The sequence below is a fragment of the Niallia sp. FSL W8-0951 genome, assembly GCF_038006525.1.
Lineage (GTDB): Bacteria > Bacillota > Bacilli > Bacillales > Cytobacillaceae > Niallia > Niallia circulans.
Genome location: NZ_JBBOVK010000001.1, coordinates 2787883 through 2802980, shown reverse-complemented (window position 1 = coordinate 2802980; position 15098 = coordinate 2787883). Strand labels below are relative to the sequence as shown.

15 protein-coding genes are annotated in these 15098 nt (G+C 35.4%); 9 read left to right on the top strand and 6 right to left on the bottom strand.

All coding sequences use genetic code 11. The annotated features are described in order from the left end of the window. The 5 genes from NSS71_RS14025 (at nucleotide 1) to NSS71_RS14005 (ending at nucleotide 5682) form a co-directional block, all read left to right on the top strand. Nucleotides 1–879 (top strand): helix-turn-helix transcriptional regulator, encoded by an 879-nt coding sequence (locus tag NSS71_RS14025; protein ID WP_047942330.1) that lies wholly within the window; start codon nucleotides 1–3, stop codon nucleotides 877–879. A 109-nt stretch (nucleotides 880–988) separates the two neighbouring features. Then, entirely contained in the window at nucleotides 989–2506 is a 1518-nt protein-coding gene (locus tag NSS71_RS14020) for an alpha-glucosidase/alpha-galactosidase (protein WP_144546529.1), read from the top strand. 37 nt (nucleotides 2507–2543) lie between these two features. After that, nucleotides 2544–3857 (top strand): ABC transporter substrate-binding protein, encoded by a 1314-nt coding sequence (locus tag NSS71_RS14015; protein WP_235976232.1) that lies wholly within the window; start codon nucleotides 2544–2546, stop codon nucleotides 3855–3857. Nucleotides 3858–3935: 78 nt separating this feature from the next. Then, complete coding sequence (locus NSS71_RS14010) at nucleotides 3936–4808, top strand: carbohydrate ABC transporter permease (protein WP_047942328.1); 873 nt, start codon at nucleotides 3936–3938, stop codon at nucleotides 4806–4808. Next, complete coding sequence (locus tag NSS71_RS14005) at nucleotides 4798–5682, top strand: carbohydrate ABC transporter permease (RefSeq protein WP_144546531.1); 885 nt, start codon at nucleotides 4798–4800, stop codon at nucleotides 5680–5682. The genes NSS71_RS14010 and NSS71_RS14005 overlap by 11 nt, the downstream gene beginning before the upstream one ends. A 155-nt stretch (nucleotides 5683–5837) precedes the next feature. On the opposite strand, the gene NSS71_RS14000 is transcribed toward NSS71_RS14005, so the two are convergent. Beyond that, nucleotides 5838–6701, bottom strand: a complete 864-nt coding sequence (locus NSS71_RS14000) for an aldo/keto reductase (protein ID WP_144546532.1) — start codon at nucleotides 6699–6701, stop codon at nucleotides 5838–5840. A 415-nt stretch (nucleotides 6702–7116) separates the two neighbouring features. Beyond that, the gene (katA, locus tag NSS71_RS13995) at nucleotides 7117–8571 is read right to left on the bottom strand and encodes a catalase KatA (RefSeq protein ID WP_336045433.1); all 1455 of its coding nucleotides are present in this window, start codon (nucleotides 8569–8571) and stop codon (nucleotides 7117–7119) included. Nucleotides 8572–8950: 379 nt separating this feature from the next. On the opposite strand from katA, the gene NSS71_RS13990 reads away from it, so the two are divergent. The 3 genes from NSS71_RS13990 (at nucleotide 8951) to NSS71_RS13980 (ending at nucleotide 11790) form a co-directional block, all read left to right on the top strand. Next, nucleotides 8951–9481 carry a shikimate kinase gene (locus NSS71_RS13990; protein ID WP_336044860.1) on the top strand — a complete coding sequence of 177 codons (531 nt, stop codon included), beginning with the start codon at nucleotides 8951–8953 and terminating at the stop codon, nucleotides 9479–9481. Nucleotides 9482–9506: 25 nt separating this feature from the next. Further along, a complete protein-coding gene (gene aroD, locus NSS71_RS13985; protein WP_047942362.1) occupies nucleotides 9507–10271 on the top strand; it encodes a type I 3-dehydroquinate dehydratase in 765 nt (254 codons plus the stop codon). Nucleotides 10272–10416: 145 nt separating this feature from the next. Beyond that, nucleotides 10417–11790: an aldehyde dehydrogenase gene (locus NSS71_RS13980; RefSeq protein ID WP_144546534.1), complete on the top strand. Its 1374-nt coding sequence runs from the start codon at nucleotides 10417–10419 to the stop codon at nucleotides 11788–11790. A 63-nt stretch (nucleotides 11791–11853) separates the two neighbouring features. Here NSS71_RS13980 and NSS71_RS13975 read toward each other — a convergent pair whose 3' ends face one another. Beyond that, nucleotides 11854–12396 carry a hypothetical protein gene (locus tag NSS71_RS13975; RefSeq protein WP_061799122.1) on the bottom strand — a complete coding sequence of 181 codons (543 nt, stop codon included), beginning with the start codon at nucleotides 12394–12396 and terminating at the stop codon, nucleotides 11854–11856. A gap of 149 nt (nucleotides 12397–12545) precedes the next feature. On the opposite strand from NSS71_RS13975, the gene cdaS reads away from it, so the two are divergent. Next, a complete protein-coding gene (cdaS, locus tag NSS71_RS13970; protein ID WP_047942320.1) occupies nucleotides 12546–13169 on the top strand; it encodes a sporulation-specific diadenylate cyclase CdaS in 624 nt (207 codons plus the stop codon). Between the two features lie 285 nt (nucleotides 13170–13454). On the opposite strand, the gene NSS71_RS13965 is transcribed toward cdaS, so the two are convergent. From NSS71_RS13965 to NSS71_RS13955, 3 genes are all read right to left on the bottom strand, one after another. Further along, nucleotides 13455–14276: an STAS domain-containing protein gene (locus NSS71_RS13965; protein ID WP_095322146.1), complete on the bottom strand. Its 822-nt coding sequence runs from the start codon at nucleotides 14274–14276 to the stop codon at nucleotides 13455–13457. A 180-nt stretch (nucleotides 14277–14456) separates the two neighbouring features. Next, a complete protein-coding gene (locus tag NSS71_RS13960) occupies nucleotides 14457–14741 on the bottom strand; it encodes a spore coat protein (protein ID WP_144546536.1) in 285 nt (94 codons plus the stop codon). A gap of 26 nt (nucleotides 14742–14767) precedes the next feature. Then, nucleotides 14768–14962, bottom strand: coding sequence for a hypothetical protein (locus NSS71_RS13955; RefSeq protein ID WP_061799119.1), 195 nt, complete (start codon nucleotides 14960–14962; stop codon nucleotides 14768–14770). Nucleotides 14963–15098: the final 136 nt, after the last annotated feature.

Sequence of the window (15098 nt, the reverse complement as noted above, 5' to 3'; positions counted from 1 at the left end):
ATGATAAACTCAGGTAGTTTATATCAAATTAGTAGCAGTAAAGGTTACCATCCTAAGGTTACTGCTTATTACTTCAAAGAGTGGGATGGATTTTATATGGCCAATCATACGCATTCTTCTATGGAAATTATGTATGTTATATCTGGTGAATGCCGGGTGGAGGTAGAAAGGCAAGATTTTCAAATGAAAAAGCATCAATTTATTTTTATTGATAGTGAAGTACCCCACCGTTTGATTGTTGAAAAAAATAAGCCTTGTAGAATGTTGAATTTGGAATTTGCATTAACTGAAATGAATCGTACATTTCCTCCTATTAATGAGCTTGCAGAAGAAAGCAAAGAATTACAAGAATTACTAGTAATGAAAGAGGCCTATCATTTTTTGAAAGATAGAAACGGTGTTTTTCACTCATTAAGAAATCTAGTGTTGGAGTTAGACAGTCAGATGAATGATACAAGCGACAATTATTTAATGGTTCATATACTTTTTACCCAGTTATTATTACTTATTGCAAGAAATGTAGTTCAAGCTAAAAATGAATCCACACAGCTATCGAATCTATATTTAAAAAAGGTAATTGAATATCTTCATGAGAATTATGATTATGATATAAGAATAGAGCATCTATCTGCGATTACTCATCTTCACCCTAATTATATCCATCGAATTTTTAAGGAGTCAATGGGATGTACCATCATTGAATACTTAACCAAGATTAGAATAGAGAAAGCGAAAATGCTTATTACACAAACAGATATACCGATTACGAAAGTTGCTAGTTTTATTGGGATGAATAGTAGTCAATATTTTAGCAAGGTATTTAAAAAGCACATTGGTATAACTCCTTCAGCCCTAAGAAAGAAGGGGATCATAGACTAAATTTTAACAGGTTAGAATAGTACACAAAAATCTAAAGAAGAGATGAGATTATTTAAAGCGTTTACATTTTGCCGATGGTAACATAAATATAACGAAAAGGAGGGTTAAAATGGCATTTAAAGTTACATTTATAGGCGCTGGAAGCATTGGGTTTACGAGAGGTCTATTAAGAGATTTACTCTCTGTACCAGAGTTTAGAAACATGGAAGTATCTTTTACTGACATAAATCAAGATAATTTGGCTATGGTAACGCAACTATGCCAACGTGACATTAATGAAAATGGTTTGAAAATCACTATTCATTCTACTACTAATCGCAGAGAAGCGTTGTTGGGTGCAAAGTATATTTTTAATGTGGTTCGTATTGGAGGACTGTCTGCATTTCAAAAAGATATTGAGATACCTTTGAAATACGGAATAGATCAATGCGTTGGTGATACGTTAAGTGCTGGTGGAATTATGTATGGTCAACGAGGAATAGCTGAAATGTTAGAAATTTGCAAAGATATTAAAGAGGTGGCAGAAGAGGATTGTCTTCTATTAAACTATGCAAATCCGATGGCAATGATAACATGGGCTTGTAACAAATATGGCGGTATCCGAACTATTGGCTTATGTCATGGTGTACAAGGCGGGCATAGACAAATCGCTAATGTATTAGGAAAAGACAAAAATGACCTTGATATTATTTGTGCTGGTATTAATCATCAAACTTGGTATATCAAGGTTGGCTATAAGGGACAGGACCAAACTAGTAAATTATTGACTGCTTTTGAAAATCATCCAGAATACAGCCGAACAGAAAAAGTAAGGATTGACATGCTACGCAGATTCGGTTATTACAGTACAGAGTCCAATGGGCATCTCAGTGAGTATGTTCCATGGTATCGAAAAAGACCAGAAGAAATAAGGGAATGGATTGATTTAGGGTCATGGATTAACGGAGAAACTGGAGGGTATTTAAGGGTTTGTACAGAAGGGCGTACTTGGTTTAAAACTGATTTTCCTAATTGGTTAAAGGATCCTGCTCTTGAATATAAGCAAGAGAATAGGAGTGAAGAGCATGGTTCCTATATTTTAGAAGGGCTTGAAACAGGGAGAGTATATCGAGGTCACTTTAATATGGTTAACAATGGAGTAATTTCAAACCTTCCAGATGACGCTATTATTGAAGCACCAGGCTATGTAGATAGAAATGGTATTAATATGCCTCTAGTTGGAGAATTACCACTCGGATGTGCAGCAGTATGTAATGTGAGTATTTCTGTACAACGATTGGCAGTGGAAGCCGCAGTGAGAGGTGATGATCAATTATTACGTCAAGCGATGATGATGGATCCACTTGTTGGTGCGGTTTGTAATCCGAAAGAAATATGGCAGATGGTTGATGAATTATTAGTTGCTCAAGCAGAATGGCTCCCTCAATATGCAGAAGCAATAGCAGAAGCGAAAATTAGACTGAAATCTGGGAACCTTCTACCGACAAAAGAATATCGTGGAGCAGCAAGATTAAAAGTAAAAACAATTGAAGAAATGGAGAAAGACAGGGAAGCTGCAAATAAAAATGCAGGGGAAGCAGATAAAGCAAAAGAACGCCCAGTTAGTAAGCAGATAAAGGAGTTATAGTTTAGTTAAAGATAACTATAAGTTGGGAGGTAACTAGATGAAAATTAGTAATCCAATTAAAAGTGGGATATGGATACTTTTAGTTATGTTTATTGTAATCGGTTGCAGCAGTAATAGTACTTCCAGTGGTAAAACCAGTTCAGGAAATGGAAAAACAATTCAATTAACGATGCAAGCATGGGGAAACCCTGCAGAATTAAAAGTTTATCAGAAAGCAATTGATGGGTTTATGGATGAAAACCCTAATATTAAGGTGAAACTAGTTCCGGTTTCAAGTGATCAGTATGATCAAAAGCTAATGACTTCTTTACAAGGAAGTAAGGGACCAGATGTGTTTTATGCACATGAGCCAACTATGCCGCAAATGATAGAGGCAGATGTGGTACAACCATTGGATGATTTTTTTAATAGTGAAGCAAGTTATGTGAACTTAAAGGAGTTTCCTGAAGGATTATTTGGTCCAGCAAGACAAGAAGGAATTACCTATGGAGTTGCTCCAGATGCAAACCCGATGGTTATCTATTATAATAAGACCATTTTTAAAGAGGCTGGTCTAAAAACGCCACAAGAATATTATGAAGAGGGCAATTGGAACTGGGATACATTTATTGAGGTTACTAGTAAGATTAAGGAATCAGGAAAAGAAGGATTAATTATGGAAAACTGGCAGGGGCATTGGTATAGCTGGATTTGGTCAAATGGAGGAAGAATCTTTGATGAAGAAGGTAATTTTGTATTACCAGAAAATGAGAAAGCGAAGGAAACCTTTCATTTTTTACATGATTTAGTTTCCAATGGAAATGCAGTATATGCAGGTTCGCTACCACAAGGTCAAGGGGTTGACGCCATGTTTATGTCTAATCAAGTAGGTATGGTAGCAGGCGGTCGCTGGTTTACTCCCCAATTCGATCAAAATCCTAGTTTAGATTATGATTATATCTATTTTCCGAGTAACACTAAAGAAAAACAAGAAATGGTAAGTGTACCAGTGGCATATATGTCAGTAAATAAGAAAAGTGAGCATTTGGAAGAAGCGATGAAATTTGTGTCTTATTATGTTGGGAAAGAAGGGCAAGAAGCAAGAACTGGAAAAGACGGAAATGCACTCCCATCTCTCCCTTCCGCAGATGAAAATGCACTAGAAGGTAGTAGTGAAAAACATATGGAGTATTTATTTGATGGGCGGAATAATGGTTTTACACATGGTTCTAACTTTGCGCGTGATGCCCAATTTGCAGGATTAACGACTGAAATATCGGAGACAATTGACTTAATGTTCCTTGGTAAAGAAGACGCTGATACTACTATTGATAAGGTAATTAAGATAATTAATCAGTATGTGGATAAATAATTCTATCTTTCTAAAAAGAGAGAATATACCAAGAAGATAAACCTTCTTGGTATATTTTCCTAAAGGGGTGTGGGGCAGTTGGCTAGAAAAAATGCGAATTTATGGGGTTTTCTTTTTATTAGTCCTCAGCTATTAGGGTTGCTGTTTTTTTCGTTAGTTCCATTAATCTATGCCTTTTATTTAAGCTTTACAGACTGGAGTGGATTTGGGAGTAGCAGCTTTATTGGAATATCTAATTATATTAATCAAATAAATAACCCTGATTTTTGGAAGGCAATGGTTAATACAATCTATTATATGTTTTTAGTTGTACCTATTGGAATTGCGTTAGCGCTAATTTTAGCTGTTGCCCTTAATAAAGTAAAAGGTAAAGCAATCTACCGTGTCTTTTTCTTTATGCCTGTAGTAACAAGTTCAGTTTCTGTAGGGGTAATATTTATGTGGATTCTAAATGGAGATTTCGGTATTTTAAATGAATTGTTATCCTATATTGGGATAACTGGACCTCATTGGTTAACTGATACTAAGTGGGTAATACCTTCCATTGCATTATTAAGTATATGGTGGGGGCTTGGATATAACATGGTAATTTTCTTGGCAGGACTACAAGGCATATCAAGGAGCTATTATGAAGCGGCAGAAATGGATGGGGCAAATGCTATTCAGAAATTTAGGCACATAACGTTACCATTACTAACACCAACTACCTTTTTTGTAACAATCATGACCATCATTTCTTCCTTCCAAGTATTTGACCAAGCATTTGTTATGACAAATGGTGGACCTGCAAAAGCAAGTTATACCATTGTCTTCCACATTTATGATCAGGCATTTGTTGATTTTACGATGGGAAAGAGTGCCGCTGCTTCCATGATATTATTCGTTATTATTTTAATCTTTACACTTATCCAATTTAAATTTCAAAAAAGGTGGGTGTTTTATGGAGAATAAATATGAATTAAATACTGATACTAAATTTGACATCCAAAAAGCACGTAAGAGACGAACATTTATCCCAAAATTAGTTCTGCATTTTATATTGGGAATTGGGGCACTAGTAATGATCTTCCCGTTTGTTTGGACGATCCTTAGCTCCTTAAAGGATATGTCCCAAATATTTGTTATTCCGCCAAAATGGATTCCTGATCCTTTTGTTTGGAGTAATTTTCTTGATTCTTTACAGGCAATGCCCTTTAATTTAGCGTACTTTAATAGCTTTTATATTACTGTTATTATCGTGGGCTTTACATTATTCACTGCTTCAATGGCAGCTTATGCCTTTGCAAAAATTAATTTTAAAGGTGCCAATCTTCTTTTTATTTTATTTCTGGCTACGATGATGATACCAAAGCAGGTTACAATGATTCCTTTATATTTGGTAATGGATAAATTAGGCTGGTTAGATACTCATTTAACATTAATTGTACCAGGAGCACTATTTAATGCTTTTGCAGTATTTTTATTAAGACAATTTGTTATGGGAATTCCAAAAGAGTTAGAAGAAGCAGCTATAATGGACGGGGCAGGATATGTTCGAATATATTGGAATATCATATTACCATTAATTCGACCTGCTTTAGCTGCCATTGGTATCTTTACTTTTATGCAATCTTGGAATAACTTTCTTGATCCTTTGATATATCTGAATTCTCCTGAGAACTTTACTGTACCTTTATTATTAAATTCTTTTAAAGGGCTATATACAGCTGACTGGTCGTTAATGATGGCAGGTACAGTTATATCTATTATTCCAGTATTAATTGTGTATATTATTGCACAGCGTCATATAATTGAAGGAATATCCATAACAGGCATGAAGGGATAAGTATATGAGGTTAATAATTTGATTGTTTGTTTTAATATATCTTAAGCTCCTGCAAAATCTTTTCCTGATAAATGCACAGAACTATAATGTGTTTGGTGGAGTGGTAGGAGGTTATACGCCTCCTGCCACTCAATAATAGACTAAATATAGGAACATTATTTTGAAGCAGCTTCCTGCATCGCTTTAAACCGTTCGATATCATCAGGATTCCCAAAGCTCCGTTTGTTTGTATCGAGGGAAGTAATGGTTTTTATATCTTCTGAATCAAGTGCAAAACCAAATAAATCAGCATTTTCCATAATGCGATGTTCATGAACTGATTTAGGAATAATGATGGTATCACGTTCTAAATGCCATCTTAGAATTACTTGGGCAACTGTTTTATTGTGTTTTTTAGCAATCTCCGTTAAAGCTGGTAAATCGAATAATCCATTCTTACCTTGTCCAAGCGGTGCCCACGCTTCATGGGCAATATTATGTTGTGCTAAGTAATTTCTTAGTTCCACCTGTTGGAAAAGAGGATGTGTTTCAACTTGATTTAGCATAGGAGTGATTCTCGCTGTTTCCGCTAATTTTTCTAAATGGTGGATTTGGAAGTTGCATACACCAATTGCGCGGATTAACCCCTCTTCATAAAGATCTTCCATTGCTCTCCATGTTTCTTCAAATCCAGGTGCAGCCCAGTGAATAAGATAAAGATCTAAATAATCTAACTGAAGCTTCTTTAAAGATTCATGAAATGCCTTCTTTGTTTCTTCATAACCAAAATCTGTTACCCACACTTTTGTAGTGATAAACAATTCTTCACGAGAGACACCAGCAGCTTTTATCGCAGTGCCTACAAATTCTTCGTTTTCATATCTTGTAGCGGTATCAATGGAGCGATAACCATTTTTAATGGCTGCAAGGACACTTTCTTCACATTCTTTTGGATCATTTACTAAGAAAACACCAAAACCTAAATAAGGAATTTCTACGCCATTGCTTAGTTTTTTTGTTGAATTGATTGATAATTCCATCTTTTCACCTCGTTAGAATATAGTTTTCCTATTCTAAGAGTAGCGCTTTCTTGAGGGATTATCAAATAATTGAGATGAAATGCATGGATTGTACGAAGGGGGGGAGCCGTATGTAATAGGTTCGGAGTCGCAAGTAAAAAGCGAAAAGTCGCAAGGAAAAGATAAATAACCGCAAAAAAATGCCGAAACCCGCAAGTAATTTGCTAAAAACAGCAAGCATCTAGGCAAATGACGCAATGAAAATAATCCCTTAAAAATAAGTGACTACAAATTATCATAAAATTAGTTTGAGTTTCACTTAAAAGGGGTACTGTACCAACAAACAACAGGCTGTAATCCTTATATTATAGTATTACAACCTCCTCCAAATAGAAAAGAAAAACCCTCAGAAAAGAGGGTTTTTCGCCAATTATTATTATTTTACTGTTTCGGGAACACTTAGACCTAAGCCTTCAGCAACTTTTGTGCCGTATTCAGGATCTGCTTTGTAGAAGTGACCGATTTGACGAAGCTTGATTTCTTCTAATGCTACAGGTTTCATTGCGCCAACAATATTTGCGACTAATCTTTCGCGTTCTTCTGTGGTCATTAGACGGTATAAATCTCCTGCTTGTGTGTAGTGATCATTATGATCATATGCTACACTTTCGGCTACTCCAGATACTGCAAATGGCGTTGTTTTGTTTTCAGGTGTTTCTTTTGGACCACTAAAGCTATTTGGCTCATAATAAACAGAACCGCCGCCATTACCATCAAAGCGCATTTGCCCATCACGTTGATAGTTATTTACTTCATTGCGTGGACGGTTAATTGGAAGGGCATTATGGTTTGCACCTACACGGTAGCGATGTGCGTCACTGTAAGCAAATAGACGGCCTTGTAGCATTTTATCTGGTGAAACTTCTACACCAGGTACTAATGTTCCAGGAGAGAATGTAGCTTGCTCCACTTCTGCAAAATAGTTTTCTGGGTTGCGATCAAGTACCATACGACCAACTTCGATTAACGGATAATCTTTTTGTGACCATACTTTTGTTACATCGAATGGATCAAAACGATACGTATCGGCATCCTCTAATGGCATAATTTGCACATAAAGTGTCCAAGCAGGAAAATCTCCTTTTTCTATTGCATTAAATAAATCTTCTGTATGATAATCAGGATTCTCTCCAGCAAGTTTAGCAGCTAAATTAACATCCAGGTTTTTAATCCCTTGTTCTGTTTTAAAATGATATTTAACCCAAACGCCTTCTCCCTCTTTGTTTACCCATTTAAAAGTATGGCTTCCGAAACCATGCATATGACGTAGCGTTGCAGGAATACCACGATCTGACATCAGGATAGTTACTTGATGTAAAGATTCAGGGGAATGAGACCAGAAATCCCATACAGCTGTTGGGTTTTTTAAATGTGTTTTTGGATCTCTTTTTTGTGTATGGATGAAATCAGGGAATTTAATAGCATCACGAATAAAGAATACAGGTGTATTATTACCAACGATATCATAATTTCCATCTTCTGTATAAAACTTCACCGCAAATCCACGTGGATCACGAACAGTATCTGCAGAACCTAGCTCCCCTGCAACTGTTGAAAAACGGATAAACATTGGAGTTCTTTTTCCTACTTCAGATAAGAAGTTAGCTTTAGTGTATTTCGTTAAGTCATTTGTCACTTCGAAGTATCCATGGGCTCCAGCCCCTTTAGCATGAACAACTCGCTCAGGCACACGTTCTCTATTAAAATGAGCTAATTTTTCAAGTAAATGTACATCTTGGATTAATGTTGGTCCACGATGGCCAGCAGTAATAGAATTTTGGTTGTCCCCAACTGGTGCTCCCCAGCTAGTCGTTAATCGATTATTTGACATATAAAAAATCACCTCAAATCTAGTTCTTTAGCATATGTATATTATAATATCATCTATAATTAAAAAATCAATATAATTTTATAATAATTATAAATAAGTTCTAAAATAGTAATTTATAAATTGTATTTAACTATTAAAACTACGTAATACTTGATAGGATTAGAAAATTGAAAAAATAGCTAATAGAGAACGTAGGAGCATGAATGAGAATATAGGATGGGAGAAAAACGTGTTTTTTCAAAAGAAGATAGCTTTTATCCACTGCATTATATGTGAGAAGAAACAGATTTATTCCAATAATCTGCTAGGATAAAGACTCAATTTCCCTTATAATGAAAAGAAAGATTTTGCCGGATATAGTTATAGGGGGCTTCATTTCATGCTGCAGAATGGATCAGTGAAAGAGAAAAGTATTTTTTTAATAGGGTTTATGGGAGTCGGAAAAACGACGATTGGAAAAGAATTAGCGAAAAAACTTCAACGTGAATTTGTAGACGTTGATCATCAGATAGAAGAAGAGTATAACATGACCATTCCAGAAATTTTTAGCCATTATGGAGAAGCCTTTTTTCGGAAAAAGGAAAAAGAGCTGATTAAGGCGTTATCGGAACAGAAGGAAAAAGTGATTTCGCTTGGAGGAGGAGCTTTTCTGCAAGAAGATATTCGCAATGCTTGTCTAGAAAATGGGATAGTTTTATATATCGATATGTCCTTTAAGGCGTGGAAGGAAAGAATCCCATTTATTATTGATAGTAGACCTGTACTGCAAGGTAAGACTGATGATGAAGTAAAGGCGTTATTTAATACGAGAAAAGAAATTTATAGGAACCACCATCTGAAAGTCACAACCGATGGAAACAAGGTAGAGGAAACAGTTGATGCTATTATAGATTCATTGGATCTGGCTTAAAAGTAAGCTCTTGGAGGGGAAAATGGTGAGTAAAAGCATAAAGGTAAGAGAGGTCATTATTGGAGAAGGAATCCCGAAAATTTGTGTTTCTCTTATTGGTAGAACAAAAGAAGAGCTAAGGGAAGAGGCAGCAGCATTAAAGGAGCTGAGGATAGATATCCTTGAATGGCGTGCAGATTATTTCACAGAAATAGATAATAAAAAAAGGGTAATAGAAATGCTGCAGCAAGTAAGAGAAATAATTGGCAATATGCCTTTACTATTTACATTTCGTACAGCAAAAGAGGGGGGCGAAAGACAAATAGAGGAGCAAGAATATTTCTCGTTAAACAAAAGTGTGTTAGAAACAGGACTGATTGATTTACTAGACATAGAGTTATTCATGGAGACGGAAGCCATTAAAGAAGTTGTAAATATGGCCCATTCTAAACAAATTGCCGTTGTCGTATCTAATCATGATTTTGACAAAACACCATCTAAGGAGGAAATTGTTTCGCGCCTACAAATGGCGCGCCAGCTAGGTGCTGATATTCCCAAAATTGCGGTCATGCCAAAATCAGTTAAGGATGTTATAGCATTATTAGATGCGACTGTTACGATGAAGGAAGAAGCCCCCAATCAACCGATTGTCACGATGTCAATGGGAGGAAAAGGAGCTGTGAGCAGGATGGCAGGAGAAGTATTTGGGTCTGCAATTACATTTGCTGCAGCAAATAAGGCATCTGCACCAGGACAAATTCCATTAGAAGAGTTGAGAACTATTTTAAATGTTTTACATAAAAGTTTATAACAAGGATTTCGTGTAAGAAACCTCATTCTTATGCGAAATCCTTATTGTTATTTTTCAACTGTGTTTTTTTAAACTTGCTTATAGGAAGAATTACTTGATACACTCATCATTAAAATAATACCCATTAAGGGAGCGTAAATAAAAAATGGAAGTAAATCAAAGATTAGAACAAACAAATTCATTCTTTTCGACGCAAGCAACATTGCCCCTTTCTTTTCGAATAGAGCAGCTGGAAAAATTAAAAAATGTTATTTTAGAAAAAGAACTTCTTCTTATAAAGGCACTACAGAAAGACTTGGGAAAGCATCCTTTTGAATCATATGCCTCTGAAATTGGCTTTGTGCTTCAGAGTATTCGTCATACAACGAAACACTTGAAGAGATGGATGAAGCCCCAAAAAGCAAAAAGTACATGGAGTCTATTTCCTTCAAGGGGGAAAACTGTATATGAGCCATATGGAACGGTTCTTATTATCGGTCCATTTAACTATCCTTTTCAATTATTAATCGAGCCTTTAATTGGGGCCATCGCTGCAGGAAATTGTGCGATCTTAAAGCCCTCGGAGCTTGTGCCAACAGTTTCAGCTGTTGTAACGGACATGATAAATAATACCTTTAATCCTGCTTATATTAGTGCAATAGAAGGGGGAATAGAAACAAATCAAGCATTGATACACGCTGATTTTGACTATATTTTCTTTACAGGCAGTACGAAGGTAGGGAAGATTGTGATGGAAGCAGCGTCTCAGCACTTAACACCAGTAACGCTCGAATTAGGTGGGAAAAGTCCAGTAATTATCGATGAGACTGCAAATTTAAATGTAGCGGCCAAGCGTATTATATGGGGAAAAACGTTAAATGCCGGACAAACATGTGTAGCACCAGATTATATTATGGTGCATGAGTCAGTTAAAGAACCATTGATTGTCGAAATGGAAAAGACACTAGGAAACTATTTTGGAGAAGAGATTGAAGATAAAGAAGATTTTGGCCGAATTGTGAGTGATCGACATTTTCAGCGCTTAATTGCAATGCTAGAAGCTGATCGGAAGACCATCCTTTTTGGCGGGAAGAACAATCGAGATACACGTTTTATTGAACCCACGCTACTGGATGCTACGTGGGATTCCGCAACAATGCAAGAAGAAATCTTTGGACCGCTTTTGCCTATTTTAACCTATACAAAACTAGAGGACGCAATGGAATCGATTCGGAAGCTGGAGAAACCGTTAGCACTCTACCTTTTTACAAATAACAAGGAAACAGAAGCGAAAGTGATTCGTTGCCTATCATCAGGAGGTGTTTGTATTAATGATGTGTTAACCCACATTGTCCCGCCTAGTCTGCCTTTTGGCGGTGTAGGTGCCTCGGGAATGGGAGCTTATCACGGTGAATACAGTTTTAAAACATTCTCTCATCAAAAAAGTATCCTTAGAAAGAGTACTAAAGTAGATCTTCCCTTTCTTTTTCCACCATACACGAAAAAGAAAGAGAAGATAATTCGTAAAGTACTTAAATAATGATGAAGTAAAAATGCCCAATAACATTAAAAAAAACGGAAAGAGAGTGGAACGTCTTAAAGATTAGTTCCCTCTAAATTCAGTAATTCCAAAAGTTTGCTCATAATTATAGCCATTAAAATAAATATCTAAATCATGAAAATAGCGATGTAGATTTCGCATGGCGACACGATCATCTTTCTCTGCTACTATTTGAGCATTTGCGCCAATATCATTAATATCCTGCTTAATTTGCTCATCGTTAACCTTTATGTTCTTTAGAGCCTCCAGGATGGATGAAGCTGCTTCTTTTTGCTTCTCGTAGTTTGTTGTTTCTAGTCTGCCCCAGCCTAATGTTTTGTTATAAAAATCATGCCATTTAGAAATAAAGGTGTGTCCACTTGTACCATCTGCCAGAACAACCACTTCCTCATTGACTGGTGTATTGACCTGTTCTTTATCAAAGCTTTCTTCTGTCTCTGATGAAGCTTGTTTCACAACTGGACGGTCGTTTTCTGACTGCAAGGGTGATTTGCTGTCAAATAATGATTGGAAAATAAAATAGGAAGAAACACCTATTGCGGTAACAGATAGTAAAATAATAATAGTCCAAGTCCAAAATTTCATATGTGAAATTTTTCCTCCCATAGTAATATTCAACTATCAGTCTATCATTAGTGAAAATGGAATACAATCATGCAAAACCCTTTGAATGATTATCTTGCTTGTATAAATTCATTAAAGCTGGACAAGGTAACAAAAAAGGGAGTGTTGGTATGGAAGGAGACAACCATTTACCTAATGAGTTTAACCAAGAGATGCATCAATTACTGGAGGATTTAGAGGCGGAACTTAGCGAACTAAAAAATACGCTGGATGAAAAAGATTGCTGTATTTTAAACGATTTTGAGGAAGTAAATAAGTTATTTAAAAGTATTCATCATCGTGCAGCTACATTTTATTTACAATTATATTTAAAGCCATATACTAAGAATTTAGAAATCCTTACTGCTAGCGCCCAAGCTCTTTCTGATAAACGACATGGAGCGTTAATAGCTATTAAGCGTAAGGATTCTTTAGACAGATTGATTCATTCTGGAATCCCCTTACATGCAAAATTATCTGCTTCTTTACTAGAAGCAATTTTTTATCCTGGAAACCCATTGCACGATGGGGGAGTGTTAATCGAAGAGGATTCGATTATTTCTGCAGGCAATATATTTCCAACTGCAAGTAAATTTAACGGCAAGGATAAATTAGGAACAAGACATAGAGCAGCCATTGGGTTAAGTGAAATATCAGATGCATTAGTGATTGTTGTGTCAGAGGAAACAGGGAGAATATCGTTTACATTGGGTGGAGCATTATATCCCATTCAGCCAGGTGATATAAATATGTAAGATAGCCAGTATAGAAAGAGAATTGGAAAATTTCGCATAAAAAATATATTATTTAAAATTAAGTAACTTAATATACGTTGCCCCTCCTTAGCAGCTGCAAGAATGGCTGAGACTTTTTAGGATAAACGAAACCACACTCGCCACATTAGGAAACAAAATGTATTCAGGCTGCGGGGGAATAACCACCATTATAACGATTGAAAAATAAAAATAATGGGTATCCAACCAATATTCAGATGACTATCTTTGGTTGAATACCCATGCTAAGTATTTTCAATAGGAGTTTTAAAGAATATTCTTTAAGGTTTCTTGGAGGGTGCCTCTTGTTTCAGCATTTTTTTCAAAATGAATACCGGCATGCACCATTTTTTTTACTAACTCTGGTCTAAGTCCAGTAAGGATGGCGTTACAGCCCATCATCGAAATACCAGCTAATACTTTTTCAAAATAATCAATAACATCCATTTCCATTTTTGCTGTACCCGAAAGATCTATCACTAATGTTTGAATTTTTGAATCTGCTATATCGTTTAAAACTTTCTCTTCAATAACTTTAATTCTATATGAGTCAATGGTACCGATTAATGGTAAAACGGAAATAGATTGTTTAATCGGAATAATGGGAACAGATAAATGTTCAACCATTTTTCTTTGTTTATTCAACATCTCATCTTTATAATGCGAATAGCTAAGGAAAAAATTATTTAAAAATTGATCTATCTTTTCGTTAAATAATTTTTCCATTCCATAATAATCCTCGCGATTATGTATGATATCCTTTTCCTCATCAATCATGCTAATAAAATGCCATAAGGTTCTTCTGATGGCTTGGACCCATTCTAGCTTTAATTCTAAGGTCAAAGAGTGTTTAGCCCATGCAATTCCTTCTACTTTGGCAAAAGAAATTAAATCTGCTTCTTGTTGATCTACTGTGTAAAATATCAGTTTTTTGGCATTTTTTAACAAATCAATATTTCCTTTATTTAATATATCGGTAATTTTTATAGAAACATTTGTTGCTTCTGTCAGTAATTTTTGATTGAAGGTATTCCCATTCTCATTAATGAAATTTTTTAATTCGTCCTTTATGTACATTATTGTGTTCATTTTCGTTACTCCCATGGATTTAATTTAAGTATGAAATATACTAAACTACACAAATAATAGTTTTTGATAAACTACTTTACCCTATTATAAACATAATTAAACCCAAAATATTAAAATATTGATTTGAAGTTTAAAAAGAAGGAGATAAGCTGACTATATCACTTATCTCCTTCTTTTAATTTATTTTACTAATTCTAATGATATGTCTAATTTTTCTTTATCATGCTTTAATTGTTTATCCACATCATAGGCATAATACATATCATTTTTTATCATATAATTGGCGATTTTAGCATGATTGTCAATCGCTTCATTGAGTTGTTTTTTTAGGATTTCTCTTACTTGTGGAGAAGCTGTCTCTGTTAAGGCAACAGCATATGTTCTTACCGTTGCTTTCGCAGAAACCAGCAGCTCTGTAGCAATTAACTCATCACACATTTTTCCAGTGGCCTTTAATTTATCCATGAAACTCATTCCCATCACCCGTCCCTTTATTGTTTTAGAATTTCCTGTAGTTCTTTGATTGCTTTCTCTGAACTAGATACATCATTATCTAAAATTGCTTTTAAAGTATCATCATCAACCAGGGATTGTAATGCATAGGATTTTACGAGACAACTCTGTTTTAACGTCAGTACTTCATGTAATTCTAACGTTTCATGTATTGCTAATTTAGTAGAAGCCATGTTTTCTCCTCCTGTTGGACTTGTCTTTTCAGTATTTGATATATCCGCAATTGGATAGGCTTAAACCAATTTTTTTCATTTATGAATGAATCCTATCCGAAGGGAGCGATAGAGTCAGTTAAAGCACTCCAGTCTT

What these genes read in the sequence shown, in the direction of transcription:
- NSS71_RS14025 (WP_047942330.1), top strand. Translation starts at nt 1, where the DNA reads ATGATAAACTCAGGTAGTTTATATCAAATTAGTAGCAGTAAAGGTTAC.
- NSS71_RS14020 (WP_144546529.1), top strand. Translation starts at nt 989, where the DNA reads ATGGCATTTAAAGTTACATTTATAGGCGCTGGAAGCATTGGGTTTACG.
- NSS71_RS14015 (WP_235976232.1), top strand. Translation starts at nt 2,544, where the DNA reads ATGAAAATTAGTAATCCAATTAAAAGTGGGATATGGATACTTTTAGTT.
- NSS71_RS14005 (WP_144546531.1), top strand. Translation starts at nt 4,798, where the DNA reads ATGGAGAATAAATATGAATTAAATACTGATACTAAATTTGACATCCAA.
- NSS71_RS14000 (WP_144546532.1), bottom strand. Translation starts at nt 6,701, where the DNA reads ATGGAATTATCAATCAATTCAACAAAAAAACTAAGCAATGGCGTAGAA.
- katA (WP_336045433.1), bottom strand. Translation starts at nt 8,571, where the DNA reads ATGTCAAATAATCGATTAACGACTAGCTGGGGAGCACCAGTTGGGGAC.
- NSS71_RS13990 (WP_336044860.1), top strand. Translation starts at nt 8,951, where the DNA reads ATGCTGCAGAATGGATCAGTGAAAGAGAAAAGTATTTTTTTAATAGGG.
- NSS71_RS13980 (WP_144546534.1), top strand. Translation starts at nt 10,417, where the DNA reads ATGGAAGTAAATCAAAGATTAGAACAAACAAATTCATTCTTTTCGACG.
- NSS71_RS13975 (WP_061799122.1), bottom strand. Translation starts at nt 12,396, where the DNA reads ATGAAATTTTGGACTTGGACTATTATTATTTTACTATCTGTTACCGCA.
- cdaS (WP_047942320.1), top strand. Translation starts at nt 12,546, where the DNA reads ATGGAAGGAGACAACCATTTACCTAATGAGTTTAACCAAGAGATGCAT.
- NSS71_RS13965 (WP_095322146.1), bottom strand. Translation starts at nt 14,276, where the DNA reads ATGAACACAATAATGTACATAAAGGACGAATTAAAAAATTTCATTAAT.
- NSS71_RS13960 (WP_144546536.1), bottom strand. Translation starts at nt 14,741, where the DNA reads ATGGATAAATTAAAGGCCACTGGAAAAATGTGTGATGAGTTAATTGCT.
- NSS71_RS13955 (WP_061799119.1), bottom strand. Translation starts at nt 14,962, where the DNA reads ATGGCTTCTACTAAATTAGCAATACATGAAACGTTAGAATTACATGAA.